The organism is Comamonas aquatica (assembly GCF_018064205.1).
GTDB lineage: Bacteria > Pseudomonadota > Gammaproteobacteria > Burkholderiales > Burkholderiaceae_C > Comamonas > Comamonas aquatica.
This window is the reverse complement of sequence record NZ_CP072916.1, coordinates 1,439,301-1,458,868: the sequence shown is the minus strand read 5'-3', so window position 1 is coordinate 1,458,868 and position 19,568 is coordinate 1,439,301. Positions and strand designations below refer to the sequence as shown.

Here is a 19,568-nt window from a genome sequence, read left to right as displayed (position 1 = left end):
ATGAATATCTGCGAAATAAGTGAAGCCCTTCAAAACTGGGCCAAAAATGAACCCATAGTAACCAAAGTTTACATTTTTGGCAGTCGCCTCAAAGGCACGCATCGACCAGATAGCGATTTAGATATTGCCGTTGAACTTCGCAAGTTGCCTGGCGATGAAGATGTCAACGCTACATGGATTGGAGAGGCTAAACGACTCAAGCATTCAATAGCGAAATTCGTGCCATATAACGTAGATTTACAGGGGTATAACGGAAAAGAAACGCCACATGTAGATGCATATCTAAAGGATCAAAGTTTGTTAGGGATGGTGTTCAAAACTCTGCCGCTGGCGCTGTCTGAAGTACGGCGCCGCGCCTGACAATACGCTCATGAAGCAACAAGACCTCGGCCTGAATCTGAGCAAGCGACGCACGCGCAAAGCGGTATTCTTGGACGAGATGAACCTGGTGGTGCCGTGGTCTGAGTTGCTGGCATTGATTGCTCCGCGCGCACCGCGAGCCAAGACCGGCAGACCTCCGTTCGAGTTGGAGACCATGCTGCGCATTCACTTCGTCCAGCAGTGGTTCGGCCTGTCCGACCTGGCGATGGAAGAAGCCCTCTTCGAGACCGCGCTGTACCGGGAGTTTGTGGGTCTGTCCAGCGTCGAACGTATTCCCGACCGGGTCAGCATCCTGCGCTTTCGCCATCTGCTCGAAGAGCACCAGTTGGCCCAAAGAATCCTGGCTACAGTCAACGCCACGCTCACCGACAAAGGTCTGATGCTGCGCGAAGGCACGGTGGTCGATGCCACCCTGATTGCCGCGCCCAGTTCGACCAAGAACAAGGGTGGTGAACGCGACCCCGAGATGCACCAGACCAAGAAGGGGAATCAGTGGCATTTTGGGATGAAAGCCCACATCGGCGTGGATGCCGATTCCGGCCTTGTTCATACCGTGGTGGGCACGGCGGCCAACGTCAACGACGTGACTCAGGCCAGCAAGCTGGTCCATGGTGACGAAGCCGATGTGTTTGCCGATGCGGGTTACCAGGGCGTGGCCAAGCGCGAAGAGACGCAAGACATCACTGCCCAGTGGCATGTGGCCATGCGCCCTGGCAAGCGCCGTGCGCTGGACAAGAGCACGCTCCTGGGCGCCATCCTGGACAAGCTGGAGCAGGCCAAGGCACGTATCCGGGCCAAAGTGGAACACCCATTCCGCGTCATCAAACGGCAGTTCGGCTACACCAAGGTCAAGTACCGTGGCCTGGCCAAAAACACGGCCAACCTGGTAACGCTGTTTGCGCTGAGCAATCTGTGGATGGCGCGGCGCAAGCTTTTGCAGGGTCTGCATGGATGAGTGCGTCCACAAGCGACCAAAGGGCCAGCGGCAAGGGTGAAATGCCCTTATTTGCAGCCCAAAAAACGCCGAATTCGTCATAATGTGGAATATCTCGACTCAGTGGCCACCGCCACGGGTTTTTTGAACACCATCCTTAGTTTACAATTCAATAATTTAAACACGCAATTAATCATTTATCGGCTATTTCATTAGTAAATGGCCAGATCCAATTCTAGTTATTCCACTTCAAAGACGTGCAACGCCGAGTCAAAGGCATATGAAAAAATTCTTATATATATTACCATCAATTTTGCTTGCCATATCTACAAACACAAATGCAGGATGGCTTGGCGACAAACTATGCGGCAAAGAGAAGTTGCTGAAAAAGCGGGAGTTTATATTATCTCAAATAGAAATCGAGAAGCGCAATCCAGAAAACATTGCCATCTCGACATGCCGGAATTATATTGAGCGACATCTAGACTCAAGATCAATTGGGTACACATCAATTTCCGCAGAATTGCGCGGCACAACAAAACGATATATCGGCGTCGGCATTCAAGTCGCCGATAGCACCGATAGAGATAATTTCAGTGTCAATTTTTCCTGCATGGTGTCAATAGACGGAACAAGAGTTATTAAAACCGCAACTGAACCACCTTCCAGTCGCGACTCATTTCGCGTCCGCACAAACACTCGACTTCAATCTCTAGAAACAGAGCTTATTGTTGTAGAAGCACAAATTGCAGGCTGTTAAACTTACTCTCAAAATTGTACAAACGCGAAAAACAGGGACAGACCACGTTTAATATTGCCTAACATGGTGCTCCAGCCGAAGCCGGTTTCGCTCTCGCTCAACCGGCTCGGCTGAGCTTGACGTTAGGCGTAAGGCAAAAGAATCCTCAAGCAGCAAAGACAAGGACCCATTGAATGGCCAGACTCATAGGCGTGATAGGCATAGTTCTAGTCGCATTATTCTTTCTGTTCATCCTGAAACGCGTCATTTCCTTCATCTTTAGGCGACGGAAATCGACAGCCCCATTCCACGAGGACTTGGCAGACGTCGCGGAAGACATTGCCGGTGCAGGCAAGGTTGCCGCTACGTTAGCAACAGCCGCCGCATACTTCGCTGCGCCGGCCGGTCTGTTAGCGGTGGCCGCAGCCATTGGTCTAGCACCTAAGCCCTTGATAGTTGTCCTACTGCCAGTCTTGGTCGCTTTTGCTGCTGGTGCGATCGTCTTGTCAACGTTGGCGAAGTTGTATGCCAAGAGCGTGCGACGAAATAGGGGGCTCAAGAAGAATGATGCCTAACCATCCGCTTAAGCCGACCCGCATACTGCGGGCGGCTTACCTAGCCCGTTGAGCGTCAGCTTTCGTGCGGCGCGATCGTCTGCTGAGGTCAAAAGCAGAACTATCTCGTTCGGCAGCAGGCTAGATTCTGTTACGAGCACGCCGAGGCCAGCGGAGGATGGCCGGAGTGCACTGCGCGAGTGCCCGCCCACATAATCCAGCATGCCCAAGCTAACCGCCCTACCCATTGCACTGGTTCCAACTGCCGCGCTCGCAAACTGGCAAGCCGACATGGAATACGGCCAAGGGGATGGCCTGGGAATGATCCTGTTTTTCTATGCCTTCCTTGTGTACGTCATCGTCAAGGATGGCTTTAAGCAATCACGGGCCAAAGGCTGGGGCTGCCTTGGCGCATGCTTGTTTGTGGGCTGGCTGATCATCACCTTCAAGTGGGCGTTGGCGCTGGCCAGTCTGGTGTTCCTGGCCAGCTTCCTTGCCTTTTGCTGGGAAAAGCTCAAGTAACCGAGCTGCCCATCACGCGCTTGGCGATCTCGTGCCGGCGCTGCTCAATCCGCGTCAAACGCTCCCGCTTCTCGTCCGAGCTCATGTTCGTGTCAGCCTGTACCCGCTTGGCCTGGCTGTTGAGCTGCGCCAGCAGCTTGGTGGCCGTGTTCACGGCTCCACGGCTGCGGATCAGCTCTCCACTGCTGTCCATGATCTCGCTCGCCTTGGCGTGGTCGCCGGAGGCCAGCGCATCGCGGTAGGCCGCATAGGCCTGCTCCACCGACTTGGACTGCTCGTACATGGCGGAAACATAGCGGCTGCCGCCCGATGGCAGGCCCTCGGCAAAGTTGCCCACCAGGAACACGTCCTTCAGGCGCATTGCCGGGCTTTCGCCGCGATCCACCACGGTGTTGCGCAGCAACATGTCGCTGGCCACCGTGGATGCTGTGGCCATCCATGAGAAGTAGCCACGCAGCAGGTGGTCGACCTGCTTGGGGCTCAGCCCCGCATACTCGCCCTTCATCAGCAGCGCTGGATCTGGCAAACCCATCTGGCCCAGGAAACGCGCCACTTCCGAGGTGCGCTCGCTGTAGCGGTCCTGCGGGCGCAGCCGCTGATCGGCCTGGCTTTCGATGGCCCGGCCGGTGAAGCTGTCCTTGTTGGCGTAAATGTCCAGCAGCGGCTTGAAGGCCTGGGGCACCGGATCAATCGCAAAGGTCTGGCTGACCATGTGGCTGATGCGCTCCATGAATCGCTTGCTGTCCATCTCCTCGCTGAACATCGCCTCAGCCGTGCGCTCGGCCAACGTGCCGATGGCGCCCACCTCAAACGGCTTGGGGATCCGGTAGGCGATTTCACCGATCTTGAACCACCAGTAGCTGTCGCGGTCCCAGTCCTCGCGGCGCTTCCAGTCCTCGTCGTCGGCATAGGCGGCCAGCAACCCCAGCGAGGCCACCGTCACGGCCATGGCCACAGTGGCGAAGCGGCGGGGATCTTCCTTGGCTGAGCGGCCGAGCTTGTACAGACCCTGCAGGCGGGCATTGAGGAATGGCACCGATTGCGTCAGGAAGCGCACCACGGGCGCGCTGCCGCCCATGGAGAAGTCCATCAGGTCACGCGCCATGAAGCTGGCTTCGGCATGGCTGTGCCCCTTGGCGATCAGCCGGTCATACAGGGCCACGCGGTTCACGTTCTCGGTGCGATCTCCAAATTCAGCGTACACCTCGTACAGCGACTTGACCTGGCCCCATAGCTTTTGCGCGCCATTCTGGTCCAGCACCACGCCTGCCAGCTTTTCCACCTGCTTGCGCGCTCGGTCGGCGTTCTCCTGGGTGCCGAACTTGATCACCCCACCCGATGCCAGCATGGAAGCATAGATTTGGCTGTCGCTGGCTGAGAGCTTCCAGCCATTCTTGAAATTGAGCCCGACGTTGTAGCTCAAGTCGGCCATGGCAACCGATGAGACAAGATCACGCACCAGGTTGCGAATCTTGAACGTGGGGTTCACGGTCACGCCCCAGGTCAGCCACTGCTTGGCCTTGGCCAGCGGCTTCATCAGGGGGCTGGCTTGGTAGTTCAGCGCGCTGATGGCCTCCAGCAGATAAGGATCCTCCACCATCCAGTGCTCGGTCACCCCGTCGCGCATCACCTTGGCGGCGCCCTTGGTGTCGCTGGGCACCTTGTAGGCCACGGCCATTTTGTCGGCAGCGTCCATGGTGGCCAGCGCGGCGCGGTTGCGGGCCGATGCGGCGTACAGATTGCCCCAGTTGAGCAGCATGTTCTGCAGCAAGTCGGCATTGAGCTGCTCGGTTCCGCCCTTGAGCTTCTTCCAGGCCTTCTGGTTGGTCAGCCCCTTGGAGAAGCTGGGCCCCTGCAGGCCGCCCTCTTCCTCCATCAGGCGGTAGAAGGGCACATAGGGCTGGTCGCGCATCAGGTCGTAGGCGTCCTGATCAATCAGCCCGGATTCCTTGGCCATGCGCAGCACGCTCTCGTTGAAGCTGTTGAGCTGGGCCAGGGCCTTGGCATAGGCCTGCTTACGGCTGCTGCCATCGGGCATCTGGCCGTCGTTGAGTGTCTTCAGGCTGGTGATGTCCTGATCGGAGAACAGATTTTCCTTGCCCTGGGCCTTGAGGTTTTCTGCGCGCTGGGCGGCCACGTACATCAGGAAGCGGTCGTGCTCAACCACTTCAACATCGAGCGCGAGCCGGTCGGTCATTTCTACATCCAAGTGACCTGGAAAAAAGGCGGATACCTCTACGACGGCTGGTGGAACCAGTATGGGAAAACCATGCGAGAGGCCGTGATTGAAGCTGTCGAAGGCGCAGGTCTTGTGTGTGAGCGCGCCACCCAAGCAGCCAAGCAGGGAGACACACAGCCATGAGCCGCAGAGCCCGAACCCGGCGCGACCGCCGCGCCCCCATCCCGGACTTTGATGAACCACAACCCCGCCTCTAAGGTGGGGTTTTTTATAGCCTGAAGAAAATGAGCACCACACTCTTTGCACTGCTCGCCAAATTTGGCGACGTGAATATCCCGCTTGAAAAAATCAGCAAGGACTTCTTTGGCATGGAGCCCAGAAAGGCGAACGAGCGAGCCTGCCTGCAGGATCTGCCCGTGCCTACATATAAGCTGGGGGGCCAGCGCAGCCCTTGGTTTATTGATGCCAAAAAGCTGGCCGACTACATCGACAGCAAAAAGCGAGAAGCAGAGAACGACTGGCAGAAAATGCGTGCTTAACGCTCGAGGGTGTGCAGAATTTTGTGTAAACGGACAATCCACCGCCGGCGCAAGCCGGGCTGTCCGTAAACACAATGAACACCAAGAAACACGACGTACCCGAAGAACTGCTGTCTGGCCTGCTGGCCAACTACAAGAAGCCTGAAGACCTCATCGGCGAGAACGGCCTGCTCAAGCAACTGACCAAGCTGCTGGTCGAGCGAGCTTTGGACGCTGAGCTGACTGAGCACCTGGGCCATGAACGCAACGAGGCGGTGGCCAACCCCGCTGGCAACACCCGCAACGGCAAGAGCAAGAAGACCCTCAAGGGCGAGTTCGGCGAATTGCCCATCGAAGTGCCACGCGACCGCCATGGCAGCTTCGAGCCTCAGCTCATCCCCAAGCACCAGACCCGCTGGGCCGGCTTCGACGACAAAATCATCTCGCTGTACGCCCGTGGCATGACGGTGCGCGAGATACAGGCCCACCTCGAAGAGATGTACGGCACCGAGGTCTCACCCAGCCTGATTTCCTCGGTGACAGATGCCGTGGCCGACGAGGTCAAGGCCTGGCAGGCCCGGCCGCTGGAGCCGATTTACCCCATCGTCTATCTGGACTGCATCCACGTGAAGGTGCGCGAGGGCGCGGTGCGGGTCAAGGCGGTGTACCTGGCCATCGGCATCACCATGACGGGCGAGAAGGAGGTGCTGGGTCTGTGGCTGGCGCAAACCGAGGGAGCCAAGTTCTGGCTGCAGGTCGTGACCGAACTGCGCAACCGGGGCGTGCAGGACATCTTCATTGCCTGTGTCGATGGGCTCAAGGGTTTCCCTGACGCCATCGAGGCGGTGTTCCCCAAGGCGGTGGTGCAACTGTGCATCGTTCACATGGTGCGCCACAGCCTGAACTACGTCTCATGGAAGCGCCGCAAGGAAGTGGCGGCCGACCTGCGCCGCATCTACACGGCCGCCACCGCCGAGGAGGCCGAACTGATGCTCGCAGAGTTCGAGGCCCGATGGGATGCCGAGTACCTGCCCATCGGCCAGTCCTGGCGCAGGAACTGGAGCCGCTTGACCCCGTTCTTTGACTACCCGCCGGAAATCCGCAAGGTCATCTACACCACCAATGCCATCGAGTCGGTGAACATGAGCCTGAGGAAGCTGAGCAAGAACCGGGGCTCGTTCCCCAGTGACGAGGCGCTGACCAAGCTGTTCTACCTGGCGCTGCGCAACATCAGCCAGAAGTGGACCATGCCCATCCGGGATTGGAAGGCCGCACTGACCCGCTTTACCATTCAGTTCGGAGACCGCATCTCCGTCAATTGAAGTCCGACCCGTTTACACAAAAATTCGGACACCCCCTAACGCTCCGGCACGTTTTCAGGCTTCAGGTGGGTATAGCGTTTGAGGGTGGCCCAGGATTCATGCAACGTGAACTGTGCCACTTCTTGAATGCTGTACCCTTTTTCGAATAACCGACTGGTGGCCTCATGCCTCAAGTCATGGAAGCGCAACCCCGTAATCTCAAGGAAGTGGCAGGCACGTGTGAACGCAGCACCCACGCTTTTTGAGTTGTACGGGAAAACCTCGTCAGCCTTGTTTGGTTGCGACTGAATGATCTCTAAGGCCGGTTTCAATATACGAAACTCGCGCCTATTCCCCTTCTTCTGCGTTGGATGCTTCACGTCATCCAGCCAGCATGTCCCTTTTTCAAAATCAATATCGACCCATTTAATCCGGCAGATTTCCTCTTGCCGTCTTGCGGTCAACAGTGCGAATTTGAAAATGTCCAGCATCGGTATTCGCGCACGCGCATCCCGACTGCCGAAATAATCCCCCAGCTTCGCTTCTTCCTCTGCCGACAGCCTGCGCTTGCGCTGCGCTGGCTTGGCAATCACCTTCATCCGGAACAGTTCCAGCTTCGCGGCGTCAGCGGCGACGACCGGCTGCTTGATGTCGAACATGGTTGCGCCCGACAGGAACGCCTGTCGCAGCCACACGATGTCGTTGAGCACCGTGGCCGGCCCCGCCTCGTCATCGATCCGCCGGCGCTTGGCGTAATCGATGATGTCGGCAGCGGTCAACAGGCGCGCGTCTTTGGCGGCCAGGCCGCAGGTGCGCAGCCGTGCGATGTCCGCCTTCTTCGACCGACCCCATTCGGTGATGCCCTCGGACTGCTGCACATAGGCGTCCAGCAGATCACCCACCGTGATCTTGTCCTTACTGAGCCCGCCGGTGGCGCGCTGTTCTTCAAGCACCGCTTCCCGGCGCTTCATCCAGGCCTGCGCCAAAGCCTTCTTCGTGAAGGTCTGAGCTTCTGTGTGCACAATAACGCCCTGGTCTTTCAGGCGAATCTGTGCCGTGTACGCGGTCGTACCATCCGCCCGCGTTCGTGCCGATATTGTTCCCATGGTGTCCAGTGCTACAAGCCGTCTTCGTAGCACTCACTGTAGCACCGGCAGGCAGAATTCAGGGTTTTTTGGTGGTTTTCGGGGTGCTACGGATAGTGCTACAGATGGCCAAAACTGACGATGAACACCAAAGAAACACAATCAAAACAAGAACTTGCATCGCCATGGCGTATGTCCGTGGCACCGATGTTGGACTGGACGGACCGGCATTGCCGCTACCTGCACCGCCTGCTGAGCCGCCACACCCTGCTCTACACCGAGATGATCACCACCGGTGCCTTGCTGCACGGGGATGTGCCGCGCCACCTGCGCTTCAACGCCGAAGAACACCCCGTGGCCCTGCAACTGGGTGGCAGCGAACCGGGTGATCTGGCCAAGGCCGCGAGGATCGGCCAGGACTGGGGCTATGACGAGATCAACCTCAATTGCGGCTGCCCCAGCGAACGGGTGCAGCGCGGCGCCTTTGGTGCCTGCCTGATGAACGAGGCCAGTCTGGTGGCCGAGGGCGTCAAGGCCATGCGCGATGCGGTGGACATTCCCGTCACCGTCAAGCACCGCATCGGCATCGACAAGATAGAGAGCTATGACTTTGTGCGCGACTTTGTCGGCACCGTGGCCAAGGCCGGCTGCGAGGTCTTCATCGTCCATGCCCGCAACGCCTGGCTGCAAGGCCTGTCGCCCAAGGAAAACCGCGACATTCCACCGCTGCGCTACGAAATCGTGGCCCAGCTCAAGCGCGAGTTCCCGCACCTGACGATTGCCATCAACGGCGGCATCAAGACCGACGCGGTGGTGCAAGAGCAGCTGCAGCAGGTCGACGGCGTGATGGTGGGCCGCGAGGCCTACCACAACCCCTGGTGGATGGCCCGCTGGGACGAGCTGTACTTCGGCGCGCCTGCGTCCACATTGACCCACACGGACATCGAGCAGGCCATGGTCGCGTACATGGAACGCGAAGCGCGCGATCACGACACCCACTGGTACGCGATTGCCCGCCACATGCTGGGCCTGCGCCACGGCCTGCCGGGCGCGCGCCGCTGGCGCCAGGTGTGGAGTGACCACCGCCTCAAGCACCTGCCGGCCCGCGAAGTCTCGGCGATTGCCAATACCCGGCCGGAGGGCTCCCAGCCCGAATAAGCCCCTTATGGGCGACGGCGCCATGCAGGAGCGGGCGTGCGACGAGCATGTTTGCTTCTGCATGACAGATATCTGCCAGCGCCACCAGCGTGCAGGCCTTGGCATCCCCTACAGGCCCCGCACCGGTCGGTTGGAGGGAGTTCCGTTCTGCCGTCCCGCACCACAGCCCCGGGCCCAACCTCACCAAAGCTCTAGCATGCCTGCACCGTGGCCACCGCCCTGGGGTCCCATCGCAACGAACTGCAGACCGAGCGATTCTGTAGGTGCCAGCGCATTTGAACGATCTAGGTTACAGGCCCGCAGCGCGCCTGTGGCTGTGGCTGTGACTGTGGCTGTGGCTGCATGAAAATCAAAAAAACGTAGCTGCTGGCGCTTGCACAGCTTGATTTTTGAATGATTTATCCTTTAACACCCCGCTCCCACGAGCGCTGAGCGCTATGCTTTCCTGCAAGGCCCTTTCGCCGTCCAGGGCTTGTGCAAGGCTGCCGGGGAGGCCGCTTATTTCAATTATTGCAGCACGCGAACGGGCTGGCGCACGCTTGTCGCCTGCGCGACGCCATCCCCTGGATAGTGCCATTCCGCGCCGGCGCCGCATGCTGTTATATTGCAGTGCAACATAACGAGGTATGCCCGCCATGCTCTACCAGTTCTACGAAACCCAACGCGCCCTGCTGGCACCCTTTGCCGACTTTGCGCAAGCCACCTCCAAGCTGTACACCAATCCGCTGCTGCCCATGGCGCAGTGGCCATTTGCCCAACGCATCTCGGCCGGTTTTGACCTGTTCTACCGCCTGGGCAAGGGCTATGAAAAGCCCGAATTTGGCATCCAGTCCGTGCCCGTGCATGGCGTCAAGGTCACCATCCTCGAGCGTGTTGAGATCGACAAGCCATTTTGCGAGCTGCGCCGCTTCAAGCGTTTCTCGGACGATCCTGAGACGCTGGACACCCTGCTCACCCAGCCCCCAGTGCTGGTCGTCGCCCCGCTGTCGGGCCACTATGCCACCTTGCTGCGCGACACGGTCAAAAGCCTGCTGAGCGACCACAAGGTCTTCATCACCGACTGGAAGAACGCCCGCCTGGTGCCCCTGGAAGACGGCGAGTTCCACCTGGACGACTACATCAACTATGTGCAGGAATTCATCCGCTACCTGCAGCAGCAGTACGGCAACTGCCACGTCATCAGCGTCTGCCAGCCCACGGTGCCAGTGCTGGCCGCCGTGTCGCTGATGGCCAGCCGCGGCGAGACCACGCCACTGACCATGACCATGATGGGCGGCCCCATTGATGCGCGCCGCACCCCCACGGCCGTCAACAACCTGGCCGTGCAGCGCAGCTTCGAGTGGTTCGAGAACAATGTCATCTACCGCGTGCCGGACAACTACCCGGGCGCCGGCCGCCGTGTCTACCCCGGCTTCTTGCAGTACTCCGGCTTTGTGGCCATGAACCCCGACCGCCACGCCAACAGCCATTACGACTACTTCAAGAACCTGGTCAAGGGCGATGACGCGAGCGTCGAGCAGCACCGCAAGTTCTACGACGAGTACAACGCCGTGCTGGACATGGACGCCGATTACTACCTGGAAACCATCCAGACCGTGTTCCAGGACTTCAAGCTGGTCAACGGCACCTGGGACGTGCGCGCGCCGGACGGCACGCTGGAGCGCGTGAAGCCCCAGGACATCACCAGCACCGCGCTGTTCACCATCGAAGGCGAGTTGGACGACATCTCCGGCTCCGGCCAGACCCGCGCCGCGCAGGAGCTGTGCGCCAACATTCCTGCCACCATGCGCCTGCACTACGACGTCATGGGGGCCGGCCACTACGGCATCTTCAGCGGCCGCCGCTGGCGCGACATGGTCTATCCCAAGGTGCGCGGCTTCATCTACGCCCACCAACCCGCCCCGGCCGCCGACAGCGCACCGGTCCATGACGGGGAATTGGTGCACGCCGAAGACGCCGCCCCCCAAGTTGCGCCACACTCTGCCCCCTGGACACCGACCACCGCCAAGCCGGCCCCCGCGTCCAGGGCGCGCCGGCGTGGCACCCGCTAGACTGCATGCCTGAAATTCAGCCCAAGCCAGTCCTCACCGGACTGGCTTTTTCCATTGATGCCGCCCTGCCGCAAACGCAATGCACCCGTTGCGGCTACCCCGACTGTGCCCGCTATGCCCAGGCGATTGCCGAGGAAGGCGCGCCCATCAACCAGTGCCCGCCCGGGGGCACGGAAGGCATTGCGAGGCTGGCGGCCCTGACCGGCCAGCCCGTGCAGCCGCTGAACCCGCAGTTCGGCATTGAAGGGCCGCTGACACTGGCACGCATTGACGAGGACTGGTGCATCGGCTGCACCCTGTGCCTGAAAGCCTGCCCCACCGACGCCATCCTGGGCGCCAACAAGCAGATGCACACGGTGATGCCGGCGCACTGCACCGGCTGCGAGCTGTGCATCCCCGTCTGCCCGGTGGACTGTATCGAGCTGGAGGTCGTCAGCGGCGCGCGCACCGGCTGGGAGGCCTGGACGCCCGCACAGGCGCAGTACGCCAAGCAGCGCTACCACGCGCGCCAGCAGCGGCTGCAGGCCCAGGGGCTGACGGACAGCATCAACGCCAATGCCCAGGCCACTGCCCCCGTGCCCGAGGTGGTGCCCGACAAGAAAGCGGCGATTGCCGCCGCCCTGGCCAAAGCCCGCGGCCTGCGCGGGCACTGAGCCCGTCAGCCCCCTCCGATTGCCGAAGTTCCTGTATTGATAGCTGCAGGCGCCGGTTTCATCAGCGCTGCAGGCCATTTTGAGGCCCAGTGCGTCATGCCATTGGTGGCTCCACCCGTATGCCATGGCACGCGCTGCCTGCAGCAGCATGCCCACAACCCGAGCACCCCTGCCACCAGGGCCACGCCAAGGGCATCAAGAGCACTCAGCCCGCAAAGCTCTTGTAGACGCCGCAGCCCAGGTACACGCCGTCCTGCTTGCAGACATAGGACATCTTGGCCTGCACCTTGCCCGACACGGGGTTGGTGAAGTCGTACTCGACCCAGCCCGCCCCCTGCTCGGCCTGCGCAATGATGGCGCGCAGCAGGGCATCGCCATCCACCCCCTTGACGTCCTGCACCCGGGTACCGCGCTTGCCCGGGTTGCCACCGAAGGCCAGGTACTGCCCGCCGGCATCCAGCACAAACACATACATGTCGCGGTCATGGAAGGGTTGCTGCGGGTCCGTCAGCGCCTGCCAGTACTGCTGCTGCGCCATGCCCATGCGGCGCAGGGCCACGGCCCGCTCCACCAGGGCCACGGCCTCGACCGCCGTGCCCTGCTGCAGGCGAAAACGCTCCACCGCTTCCGACAGCGTGGCCGCGCGCTGCTCCAGCGCCTGCGCTTCCTGCACCACATGGCGCACCATCAGCGCGTTCTCTTGGGTGACCTGGTCGATCTGGTGCACCGCCTGGTGGATCTGCTGCAGCCCGGTGCCCTGGCTGTTGCCGGACTCCGAAATCGCCTCCACATGCCCGGCCACGCTGCGCACGCCCTGCGCCACCTGGTGCATGCCCTGGCCCGCCTGGCGGATCAGCTGCGTGCTGCTGGCCACCTGCCGCACGGAGTCCTCGATCAGCAGGCGGATCTCCTTGGAGGCCTCGGCGGAGCGCTGCGCCAGGCTGCGCACCTCGGAAGCCACCACAGCAAAGCCACGCCCCTGCTCGCCCGCGCGCGCCGCCTCGACGGCCGCATTCAGCGCCAGGATGTTGGTCTGGAACGCAATCCCGTCGATCACGGCAATGATCTCGGACATGCGCCCGGCGCTGCGCTCGATCGCCTCGACCGACTGCACGGCCTGCTCCATCACACCGCTGCCCTGCTCCACCGCCTGGCGCACCTGGGCCGTGCAGCGGTCGGCGGCCACGGCCGTCTCGGCATTGTTCTGCACCACGGCCGTGACCTGCTCCACGCTGACCACGGTCTGCGCCACGTTCGAGGCCTGCAGCTCGGTGCGCGCCGCCAGGGCCTGGTTGTCCTGGGTGAGCGTGTGCCCGGCCTGCGTAACCAGGGCTGCGTTGCTGCGGATTTCGGCCACCATGCTGGACAAGGCCACCACCATGCTGTCCAGCAGGCGGGCCATCTGCGCCAGCTCATCGGCCCCGTGGGCCGTGATGCGGTGGGCCAGATTGCCCTGGGCTGCGTGCTCCATCGCCGTCAGCAGGCGCGCCACCTCATGGGCCAGGCTGCTGTAGACGCTGTACAGCACATACAAGAACCACAGGCCCGCCACCGCCGGCAGGCCCACCTGCAGCCCAGGCGCCCAGCCCTGGCCCGCAGCCACCCATGCGGCCAGCATGGCCACTCCGCCGCTGACGCCGATCAGCGCCAGCTTTCCGCCCAGCTTGCAGTGCCTGAGCACCCAACGCATTGGCTTGTGCATGCTCCCCCTCCCTGCGTTCGCACACGATGAAATTCGTTACAAAGGGTTGTAACTCCGGGAGGCGACGCCAGCCTTGGGGGTTTTCCCAGCTAGCCTTGTTCGTTTTTCGCCGCCCCACCCCGGATGCCTGCGGTCTGCAGACCCCCGGCATCACGCATCAAGCACAAAGCGGGCGACATTCTGACCCCATAATATTTGGACCATGAATCCCCTGCTCCAACACCTCCAGCCCTATCCCTTCGAGCGGCTGCGCCAACTTTTTGCGGGGGTGACACCACCCGCCGATCTGCGCCCCATCAGCCTGGGGATTGGCGAGCCACGGCACGACACGCCGGAATTCATCAAGACCAGCCTGTGCGGCAACCTGGCGGGTCTGGCCAACTACCCTGCCACCGCCGGCGACCTGCGCCTGCGCCAGGCCTGCAGCGACTGGATGCAGCGCCGCTATGGCATCGCAGTGGACGCAGCCACCCAGATCCTGCCCGTCAACGGCTCGCGCGAAGCTCTGTTTTCCTTCGCCCAGACCATCATCGACCCCACGCAGCCCGGCGCCACGGTGCTGTGCCCCAATCCCTTCTACCAAATCTACGAAGGCGCCACGCTGCTGGCCGGCGCGCAGCCCTACTTCGTGCCCAGCGATCCCGCGCGCAACTTCGCCGTGGACTGGGACAGCGTGCCGGACGAGGTCTGGGCCCGGACCCAGCTGATCTACGTCTGCTCACCCGGCAACCCCACGGGCGCGGTCATGCCCTTGTCGGAATGGGAGAAGCTGTTCGCGCTGTCGGACCGCCACGGCTTCGTGATTGCCTCGGACGAGTGCTACAGCGAAATCTATTTCCGCGAAGAAGCGCCCCTGGGCGGCCTGGAAGCCGCCGTGCAGCTGGGCCGCAGCGACTACCGCAACCTGGTGGCCTTCACCAGCCTGTCCAAGCGCAGCAATGTGCCGGGTCTGCGCAGCGGCTTTGTGGCCGGTGACGCCAAGCTGCTCAAATCCTTCCTGCTGTACCGCACCTACCACGGTGGTGCCATGGGCCTGCCGATCCAGCACGCCAGCATCGCTGCCTGGTCGGACGAGGCCCATGTGGAGCACAACCGCCAGCTCTACCGCGACAAGTTCGCCGCCGTCATGCCCATCCTGGAGCCCGTGATGGACGTGCGCCTGCCGGATGCCGGTTTTTACCTCTGGCCCCGCATCCCCGATGCTTTGGGCATGACGGACACTGAGTTTGCACAGGCCTTGTACGCGCAAAACCATGTTACTGTCCTGCCCGGCAGCTACCTGGCCCGCGATGCGCGTGGCCACAACCCGGGGGCCCAGCGTGTGCGCCTGGCCCTGGTGGCAGAAACCTCCGAATGCGTGGAAGCCGCTCAGCGCACCGCCGATTTCATCCAAAAACATTTGAAGTAATTTGCTCCTATGACACAGCAACTCCAACAGATCATCGAAACCGCTTGGGACAACCGCGCCGAGCTGTCCGCAGCCTCTGCCCCCAAGGAAGTCGTAGAAGCCGTCGAATTCGCCCTGCAGCAGCTGGACAACGGCACGCTGCGCGTGGCCAGCCGTGAAGGCGTGGGCCAGTGGACCGTGCACCAGTGGCTGAAGAAGGCCGTGCTGCTGTCCTTCCGCCTGAACGACAACAAGCTGATGTCCGCCGGCGCCCTGAACTTCTTCGACAAGGTGCCCACCAAGTACGAAGGCCTGAGCGAAGCCGACATCGCCGCCACCGGCGTGCGCGTGGTGCCGCCTGCCGTGGCGCGCCGCGGCTCCTTCATCGCCAAGGGCGCCATCCTGATGCCTTCCTACGTGAACATCGGCGCCTACGTGGACGCCGGCACCATGGTCGACACCTGGGCTACCGTCGGCTCCTGCGCCCAAGTGGGCAAGAACGTCCACCTGTCGGGCGGCGTGGGCCTGGGCGGCGTGCTGGAACCCCTGCAGGCCAACCCCACCATCATTGAAGACAACTGCTTCATCGGCGCACGCTCCGAAGTGGTCGAAGGCGTGATCGTGGAAGAGAACTCCGTGATCTCCATGGGCGTGTACATCGGCCAGTCCACCCCCATCTTCAACCGCGAAACCGGTGAAATCACCTACGGCCGCGTGCCCGCAGGCTCCGTGGTGGTCTCGGGCAACCTGCCCAAGAAGACCAAGGACGGCAAGGACTACTCCATGTACGCTGCCATCATCGTGAAGACCGTGGACGCCAAGACCCGCTCTACCACCAGCCTGAACGACCTGTTGCGCGATTGATGCGCATCAAGCATTTAGACAAGCTCTAAATCGCAAGCTGGGGGTTTTGCTGCAGACTACAGGCCTGCAACAAAGCCCCCAGTTTTTTAATCAGAGGTTTCGGCATGAGCATGATGGAACGCATCCTGCGCCTGATGGCGGAAAAGCACGCCTCGGACGTTTACCTGTCCGCCAATTCCCCCGCGCTCATCAAGATCGACGGGGTCTGCGTGCCCATCAACAACCAGCTCCTGCCGCCAGACGCGCCGCGCGCCCTGCTGGCCGAAGTGGTGTCTCCCCACGACATGGAGGTGCTGCAGGACACGGGCGAGCTCAACATGGCCGTGCCCATCAAGGGCGTGGGCCGCTTTCGCGTCAGCGCCATGCGCCAGCGGGGTTCGGTGGCCGTCGTGGTGCGCTTCATCGCCCAGCAGATCCCCAAGCTGGAAGAGCTCAAGCTGCCGCCCATCCTGAACCAGCTGATTCTGGAAAAGCGCGGCCTGCTGCTGGTGGTCGGTGCCACCGGCTCCGGCAAGAGCACCACCCTGGCGGCCATGATCGACAGCCGCAACGAACAGCGCTCGGGCCACATTCTGACCATCGAGGACCCGATCGAATTCCAGTTCCGCAACAAGCGCTCCATCGTCAACCAGCGCGAAGTGGGTTCCGACACCCAGTCGCTGCAGGTGGCACTGAAGAACGCGCTGCGCCAGGCGCCGGACGTGATCCTGATTGGCGAGATCCGCGACCGCGAAACCATGTCCGCCGCGATCGCCTATGCGCAATCGGGCCACCTGGTACTGGCCACGCTGCACGGCAACAACAGCTACCACGCCCTGAACCGCATCCTGAGCTTCTACCCCGTGGAGGTGCGCGCCACCATGCTGGGCGACCTGTCCTCGTCGCTGAAGGCCGTGGTCACCCAGCGCCTGCTGCGCACGCCGGCGGGCAAGCGCGTGCCGGCCGTGGAAGTGCTGCTCAACACCAAGCTGGTGTCCGAGCTGATCGAAAAGGGCGACTTTTCCGGCGTGCGCGACAACATGGAGCAGTCCATGGCCGAAGGCTCGCAAACCTTCGAAGAAGACCTGGCGCGCCTCATCACCAGTGGCACAATTGACCGCAGTGAAGGCTTGGCCAATGCCGACTCGCCCACCAACTTGATGTGGCGCCTGCAAAATGCGCCCCAAAAAGCCGCTCCGGCCAGCAGTCCCCTGGAATCGCTGGCCCCTGCAGTGGAGCAGAACGTCCCGGCCCTGCCCGAGTTTGGCGACTTGTTGCTGAACACCGGTCTTAAAACATAAGCCCCCGTGCAGACTGGGGGCCAGGTTGCCCGCAAGGTGCAGCCCATTTTGGATTTCTCTCATGTCCCGCACCCTGCAACTGGCTGAGCAACTGATCAGCCGCCCCTCTATCACCCCCGAAGATGCCGGCTGCCTGGAAATGCTGGCCGACCGCCTGGCCCCCCTGGGCTTTGCCTGCGAGCGCATGGACGGCGGCCCCGACAGCTTCCGCGTGCACAACCTCTGGGCCGTGCGCCGCAGCGGCCACCCCGCGGCCAAGACACTGATCTTCGCCGGCCACACCGACGTGGTGCCCACCGGCCCGGTGGAGCAATGGGGCAGCCCGCCGTTCACCCCCTCCTACCGCGACGGCAAGCTGTTCGGCCGCGGTGCCAGCGACATGAAGACCTCCATCGCCGCCTTTGTCGTGGCCGTCGAGGAATTCCTGGCCCAGCAGACCGACACGCCCCTGGACATTGCCTTCCTGCTGACCAGCGACGAGGAAGGCCCCGGCCATGATGGCACCAAGATCGTCTGCCAGGCCCTGCACGCGCGCGGCGAGCCCATGGACTGGTGCATCGTGGGCGAGCCCACGGCCGTGCAGCAGACCGGCGACATGATCAAGAACGGCCGCCGCGGCTCGCTCAGCGGGCGCCTGACCGTGGAAGGCATCCAGGGCCACATCGCCTATCCGCAGCTGGCGCGCAACCCCATCCACCAGGCCCTGCCGGCGCTGGCCGAGCTGGCCAGCATCGAATGGGACCAGGGCAACGCCTTCTTCCCCGCCACCAGCTGGCAGATCAGCAACATGCATGGCGGCACGGGCGCATCCAACGTGATCCCCGGTGAGGTCGTGATCGACTTCAACTTCCGCTACAGCACCGAGAACACGGCCGAAAGCCTGAAGCAGCGCGTCAAGTCCGTGCTGGACCGCCACGCGCTGGAGTACGACCTGACCTGGAGCCTGTCGGGCGAACCCTTCCTGACCACGCCCGGCGATCTGGTCCACGCCACGCAGCAAGCCATCCGTGCCGAAACCGGGCTGGAGACCGAGCTGTCCACCAGCGGTGGCACCAGCGACGGCCGCTTCATCGCCAAGGTCTGCCCCCAGGTGATCGAGCTGGGCCCGCCCAACGCCACCATCCACAAGATTGATGAGCACATCGTCGTGGCCGATGTGGAACCGCTGAAGAACATCTACCGCCGCGTGCTGGAAAACCTGCATGCGCAGCTGCAGTCCGCCGCCGCCGTGCAAGGGGCCGCCGCATGAGCCACGCGTACACCCTGCCCCACGGCGCCACCGTTGGCGCCCTGATCGATTCCGGCGCGCAATGCCTGACCCAGGCCGGCGTGGGCTTTGGCCACGGCACGGCGAACGCCGAGGAAGAAGCCATCTGGCTGGTGCTGTGGCAGCTGGGCCTGCCGATTGACGCCCCATTGGGCGACGACGAAGATTCGGTGGAAAATCAGCCCGTCACGCCCGAGCAGCAAGTGCAGGTCGCTACTCTTTTCAAAGAACGCATCGCCAGCCGCAAACCCGCCGCCTACCTGACGCGCGAGGCCTGGCTGATGGGCGTGCCCTTCTACGTGGACGAGCGCGCCATCGTGCCGCGCAGCTTCATTGCCGAGCTGCTGGCCGACGGCAGCATCGACCACTTCCTCTCGGACAAGACCCGCCAGGTGCTGGACCTGTGCACCGGCAATGGCTCGCTGGCTTGCCTGGCCGCCATGGCCTGGCCCGAGGTCGCGGTGACCGGCGCCGACATCAGCACCGACGCCCTGGCCGTGGCCCGCATCAATGTCGACAAGCACGGTCTGCAGGATCGCGTGACCCTGGTCGAAACCGATGGCCTGCGCCAGGTGCCCGGCCCCTGGGACCTGATCCTGTGCAACCCGCCCTACGTCAACGCCGACAGCATGGCCAAGCTGCCCGACGAATACCTGGCCGAGCCCGAGCTGGCCCTGGCCGGTGGCACGGACGGCATGGACTTCATCCGCCAGCTGTTGGCCGATGCGCCCGCCTGCATGACCGAGGACGCCGTGCTGGTGCTGGAGATCGGCAACGAGCGCCCCTTCTTCGAGGCCGCCTTCCCCGAGCTGCTGGTCTACTGGCTGGACACCAGCGTGGGCGAAGACGCCGTGCTGCTGGTCACCCGGCAGGAACTCGTCGCCCAGGCCCAGCGCACGGCACAATAAGCGCCGTGCCACCGGGCTTGAAGTTTCAAGCCTTTTTGGCCTCTAGCGCTTATCTGGCTTACGCCAAGCGCTATTTATTTTTTCG

At 62.2% G+C, this 19,568-nt stretch carries 19 protein-coding genes; 16 read left to right on the top strand and 3 right to left on the bottom strand.

Annotated features, from left to right (window positions below; translation table 11 throughout):
- The 5 genes from KAQ61_RS06820 to KAQ61_RS06800 all read left to right on the top strand — a co-directional run bounded on the left by KAQ61_RS06820 (position 1) and on the right by KAQ61_RS06800 (position 3,130).
- On the top strand, positions 1-360 hold the full coding sequence (locus tag KAQ61_RS06820) for a nucleotidyltransferase family protein (RefSeq protein ID WP_210930930.1): 360 nt from the start codon (positions 1-3) through the stop codon (positions 358-360).
- Between the two features lie 10 nt (positions 361-370).
- Positions 371-1,336 carry an IS5 family transposase gene (locus KAQ61_RS06815; protein WP_210930928.1) on the top strand — a complete coding sequence of 322 codons (966 nt, stop codon included), beginning with the start codon at positions 371-373 and terminating at the stop codon, positions 1,334-1,336.
- Positions 1,337-1,595: 259 nt separating this feature from the next.
- Positions 1,596-2,075, top strand: a complete 480-nt coding sequence (locus KAQ61_RS06810) for a hypothetical protein (RefSeq protein ID WP_210930926.1) — start codon at positions 1,596-1,598, stop codon at positions 2,073-2,075.
- 173 nt (positions 2,076-2,248) lie between these two features.
- The gene (locus KAQ61_RS06805) at positions 2,249-2,629 is read left to right on the top strand and encodes a hypothetical protein (protein WP_210930924.1); all 381 of its coding nucleotides are present in this window, start codon (positions 2,249-2,251) and stop codon (positions 2,627-2,629) included.
- A 201-nt stretch (positions 2,630-2,830) separates the two neighbouring features.
- Entirely contained in the window at positions 2,831-3,130 is a 300-nt protein-coding gene (locus KAQ61_RS06800; RefSeq protein WP_210930922.1) for a hypothetical protein, read from the top strand.
- Here the strand turns inward: KAQ61_RS06800 and KAQ61_RS06795 are convergent.
- Positions 3,123-5,297, bottom strand: coding sequence for an LPD38 domain-containing protein (locus KAQ61_RS06795; protein ID WP_244983011.1), 2,175 nt, complete (start codon positions 5,295-5,297; stop codon positions 3,123-3,125). The genes KAQ61_RS06800 and KAQ61_RS06795 overlap by 8 nt on opposite strands.
- On the opposite strand from KAQ61_RS06795, the gene KAQ61_RS06790 reads away from it, so the two are divergent.
- From KAQ61_RS06790 to KAQ61_RS06780, 3 genes are all read left to right on the top strand, one after another.
- Positions 5,286-5,492, top strand: coding sequence for a hypothetical protein (locus KAQ61_RS06790; RefSeq protein WP_210930918.1), 207 nt, complete (start codon positions 5,286-5,288; stop codon positions 5,490-5,492). The genes KAQ61_RS06795 and KAQ61_RS06790 overlap by 12 nt on opposite strands.
- Positions 5,493-5,593: 101 nt before the next feature.
- Complete coding sequence (locus tag KAQ61_RS06785; protein ID WP_210930916.1) at positions 5,594-5,848, top strand: pyocin activator PrtN family protein; 255 nt, start codon at positions 5,594-5,596, stop codon at positions 5,846-5,848.
- 74 nt (positions 5,849-5,922) lie between these two features.
- Positions 5,923-7,149, top strand: coding sequence for an IS256 family transposase (locus tag KAQ61_RS06780; protein WP_210929736.1), 1,227 nt, complete (start codon positions 5,923-5,925; stop codon positions 7,147-7,149).
- A 35-nt stretch (positions 7,150-7,184) separates the two neighbouring features.
- Here KAQ61_RS06780 and KAQ61_RS06775 read toward each other — a convergent pair whose 3' ends face one another.
- The gene (locus tag KAQ61_RS06775; protein ID WP_210930914.1) at positions 7,185-8,234 is read right to left on the bottom strand and encodes a site-specific integrase; all 1,050 of its coding nucleotides are present in this window, start codon (positions 8,232-8,234) and stop codon (positions 7,185-7,187) included.
- A gap of 120 nt (positions 8,235-8,354) precedes the next feature.
- Here KAQ61_RS06775 and dusA point away from each other — a divergent pair, with 120 nt between their 5' ends.
- The 3 genes from dusA to KAQ61_RS06760 all read left to right on the top strand — a co-directional run bounded on the left by dusA (position 8,355) and on the right by KAQ61_RS06760 (position 12,075).
- Positions 8,355-9,371, top strand: a complete 1,017-nt coding sequence (dusA, locus tag KAQ61_RS06770; protein WP_210930912.1) for a tRNA dihydrouridine(20/20a) synthase DusA — start codon at positions 8,355-8,357, stop codon at positions 9,369-9,371.
- A 635-nt stretch (positions 9,372-10,006) separates the two neighbouring features.
- On the top strand, positions 10,007-11,422 hold the full coding sequence (locus tag KAQ61_RS06765; RefSeq protein WP_210931764.1) for a polyhydroxyalkanoate depolymerase: 1,416 nt from the start codon (positions 10,007-10,009) through the stop codon (positions 11,420-11,422).
- Between the two features lie 5 nt (positions 11,423-11,427).
- Positions 11,428-12,075, top strand: a complete 648-nt coding sequence (locus KAQ61_RS06760; RefSeq protein ID WP_210930910.1) for an RnfABCDGE type electron transport complex subunit B — start codon at positions 11,428-11,430, stop codon at positions 12,073-12,075.
- A gap of 205 nt (positions 12,076-12,280) precedes the next feature.
- On the opposite strand, the gene KAQ61_RS06755 is transcribed toward KAQ61_RS06760, so the two are convergent.
- The gene (locus tag KAQ61_RS06755) at positions 12,281-13,777 is read right to left on the bottom strand and encodes a methyl-accepting chemotaxis protein (protein WP_210930908.1); all 1,497 of its coding nucleotides are present in this window, start codon (positions 13,775-13,777) and stop codon (positions 12,281-12,283) included.
- A 202-nt stretch (positions 13,778-13,979) separates the two neighbouring features.
- Between KAQ61_RS06755 and dapC the strand changes: the two genes are divergently transcribed.
- The 5 genes from dapC to prmB all read left to right on the top strand — a co-directional run bounded on the left by dapC (position 13,980) and on the right by prmB (position 19,483).
- The gene (gene dapC / locus KAQ61_RS06750; RefSeq protein ID WP_210930906.1) at positions 13,980-15,185 is read left to right on the top strand and encodes a succinyldiaminopimelate transaminase; all 1,206 of its coding nucleotides are present in this window, start codon (positions 13,980-13,982) and stop codon (positions 15,183-15,185) included.
- Positions 15,186-15,194: 9 nt separating this feature from the next.
- On the top strand, positions 15,195-16,028 hold the full coding sequence (gene dapD / locus KAQ61_RS06745; protein WP_210930904.1) for a 2,3,4,5-tetrahydropyridine-2,6-dicarboxylate N-succinyltransferase: 834 nt from the start codon (positions 15,195-15,197) through the stop codon (positions 16,026-16,028).
- Between the two features lie 104 nt (positions 16,029-16,132).
- Positions 16,133-17,308 (top strand): PilT/PilU family type 4a pilus ATPase, encoded by a 1,176-nt coding sequence (locus KAQ61_RS06740; protein ID WP_210930902.1) that lies wholly within the window; start codon positions 16,133-16,135, stop codon positions 17,306-17,308.
- Between the two features lie 61 nt (positions 17,309-17,369).
- Positions 17,370-18,557: a succinyl-diaminopimelate desuccinylase gene (gene dapE / locus KAQ61_RS06735; protein ID WP_042418178.1), complete on the top strand. Its 1,188-nt coding sequence runs from the start codon at positions 17,370-17,372 to the stop codon at positions 18,555-18,557.
- Positions 18,554-19,483 (top strand): 50S ribosomal protein L3 N(5)-glutamine methyltransferase, encoded by a 930-nt coding sequence (prmB, locus tag KAQ61_RS06730; protein ID WP_210930900.1) that lies wholly within the window; start codon positions 18,554-18,556, stop codon positions 19,481-19,483. The genes dapE and prmB overlap by 4 nt, the downstream gene beginning before the upstream one ends.
- Positions 19,484-19,568 lie beyond the last annotated feature (85 nt).

Excerpts from the sequence above, each read along its gene's own strand:
- KAQ61_RS06820 (WP_210930930.1), top strand. The coding sequence starts at position 1 with ATGAATATCTGCGAAATAAGTGAAGCCCTTCAAAACTGGGCCAAAAAT.
- KAQ61_RS06815 (WP_210930928.1), top strand. The coding sequence starts at position 371 with ATGAAGCAACAAGACCTCGGCCTGAATCTGAGCAAGCGACGCACGCGC.
- KAQ61_RS06810 (WP_210930926.1), top strand. The coding sequence starts at position 1,596 with ATGAAAAAATTCTTATATATATTACCATCAATTTTGCTTGCCATATCT.
- KAQ61_RS06805 (WP_210930924.1), top strand. The coding sequence starts at position 2,249 with ATGGCCAGACTCATAGGCGTGATAGGCATAGTTCTAGTCGCATTATTC.
- KAQ61_RS06800 (WP_210930922.1), top strand. The coding sequence starts at position 2,831 with ATGCCCAAGCTAACCGCCCTACCCATTGCACTGGTTCCAACTGCCGCG.
- KAQ61_RS06785 (WP_210930916.1), top strand. The coding sequence starts at position 5,594 with ATGAGCACCACACTCTTTGCACTGCTCGCCAAATTTGGCGACGTGAAT.
- KAQ61_RS06780 (WP_210929736.1), top strand. The coding sequence starts at position 5,923 with ATGAACACCAAGAAACACGACGTACCCGAAGAACTGCTGTCTGGCCTG.
- KAQ61_RS06775 (WP_210930914.1), bottom strand. The coding sequence starts at position 8,234 with ATGGGAACAATATCGGCACGAACGCGGGCGGATGGTACGACCGCGTAC.
- dusA (WP_210930912.1), top strand. The coding sequence starts at position 8,355 with ATGAACACCAAAGAAACACAATCAAAACAAGAACTTGCATCGCCATGG.
- KAQ61_RS06765 (WP_210931764.1), top strand. The coding sequence starts at position 10,007 with ATGCTCTACCAGTTCTACGAAACCCAACGCGCCCTGCTGGCACCCTTT.
- KAQ61_RS06760 (WP_210930910.1), top strand. The coding sequence starts at position 11,428 with ATGCCTGAAATTCAGCCCAAGCCAGTCCTCACCGGACTGGCTTTTTCC.
- KAQ61_RS06755 (WP_210930908.1), bottom strand. The coding sequence starts at position 13,777 with ATGCACAAGCCAATGCGTTGGGTGCTCAGGCACTGCAAGCTGGGCGGA.
- dapC (WP_210930906.1), top strand. The coding sequence starts at position 13,980 with ATGAATCCCCTGCTCCAACACCTCCAGCCCTATCCCTTCGAGCGGCTG.
- dapD (WP_210930904.1), top strand. The coding sequence starts at position 15,195 with ATGACACAGCAACTCCAACAGATCATCGAAACCGCTTGGGACAACCGC.
- KAQ61_RS06740 (WP_210930902.1), top strand. The coding sequence starts at position 16,133 with ATGAGCATGATGGAACGCATCCTGCGCCTGATGGCGGAAAAGCACGCC.
- dapE (WP_042418178.1), top strand. The coding sequence starts at position 17,370 with ATGTCCCGCACCCTGCAACTGGCTGAGCAACTGATCAGCCGCCCCTCT.
- prmB (WP_210930900.1), top strand. The coding sequence starts at position 18,554 with ATGAGCCACGCGTACACCCTGCCCCACGGCGCCACCGTTGGCGCCCTG.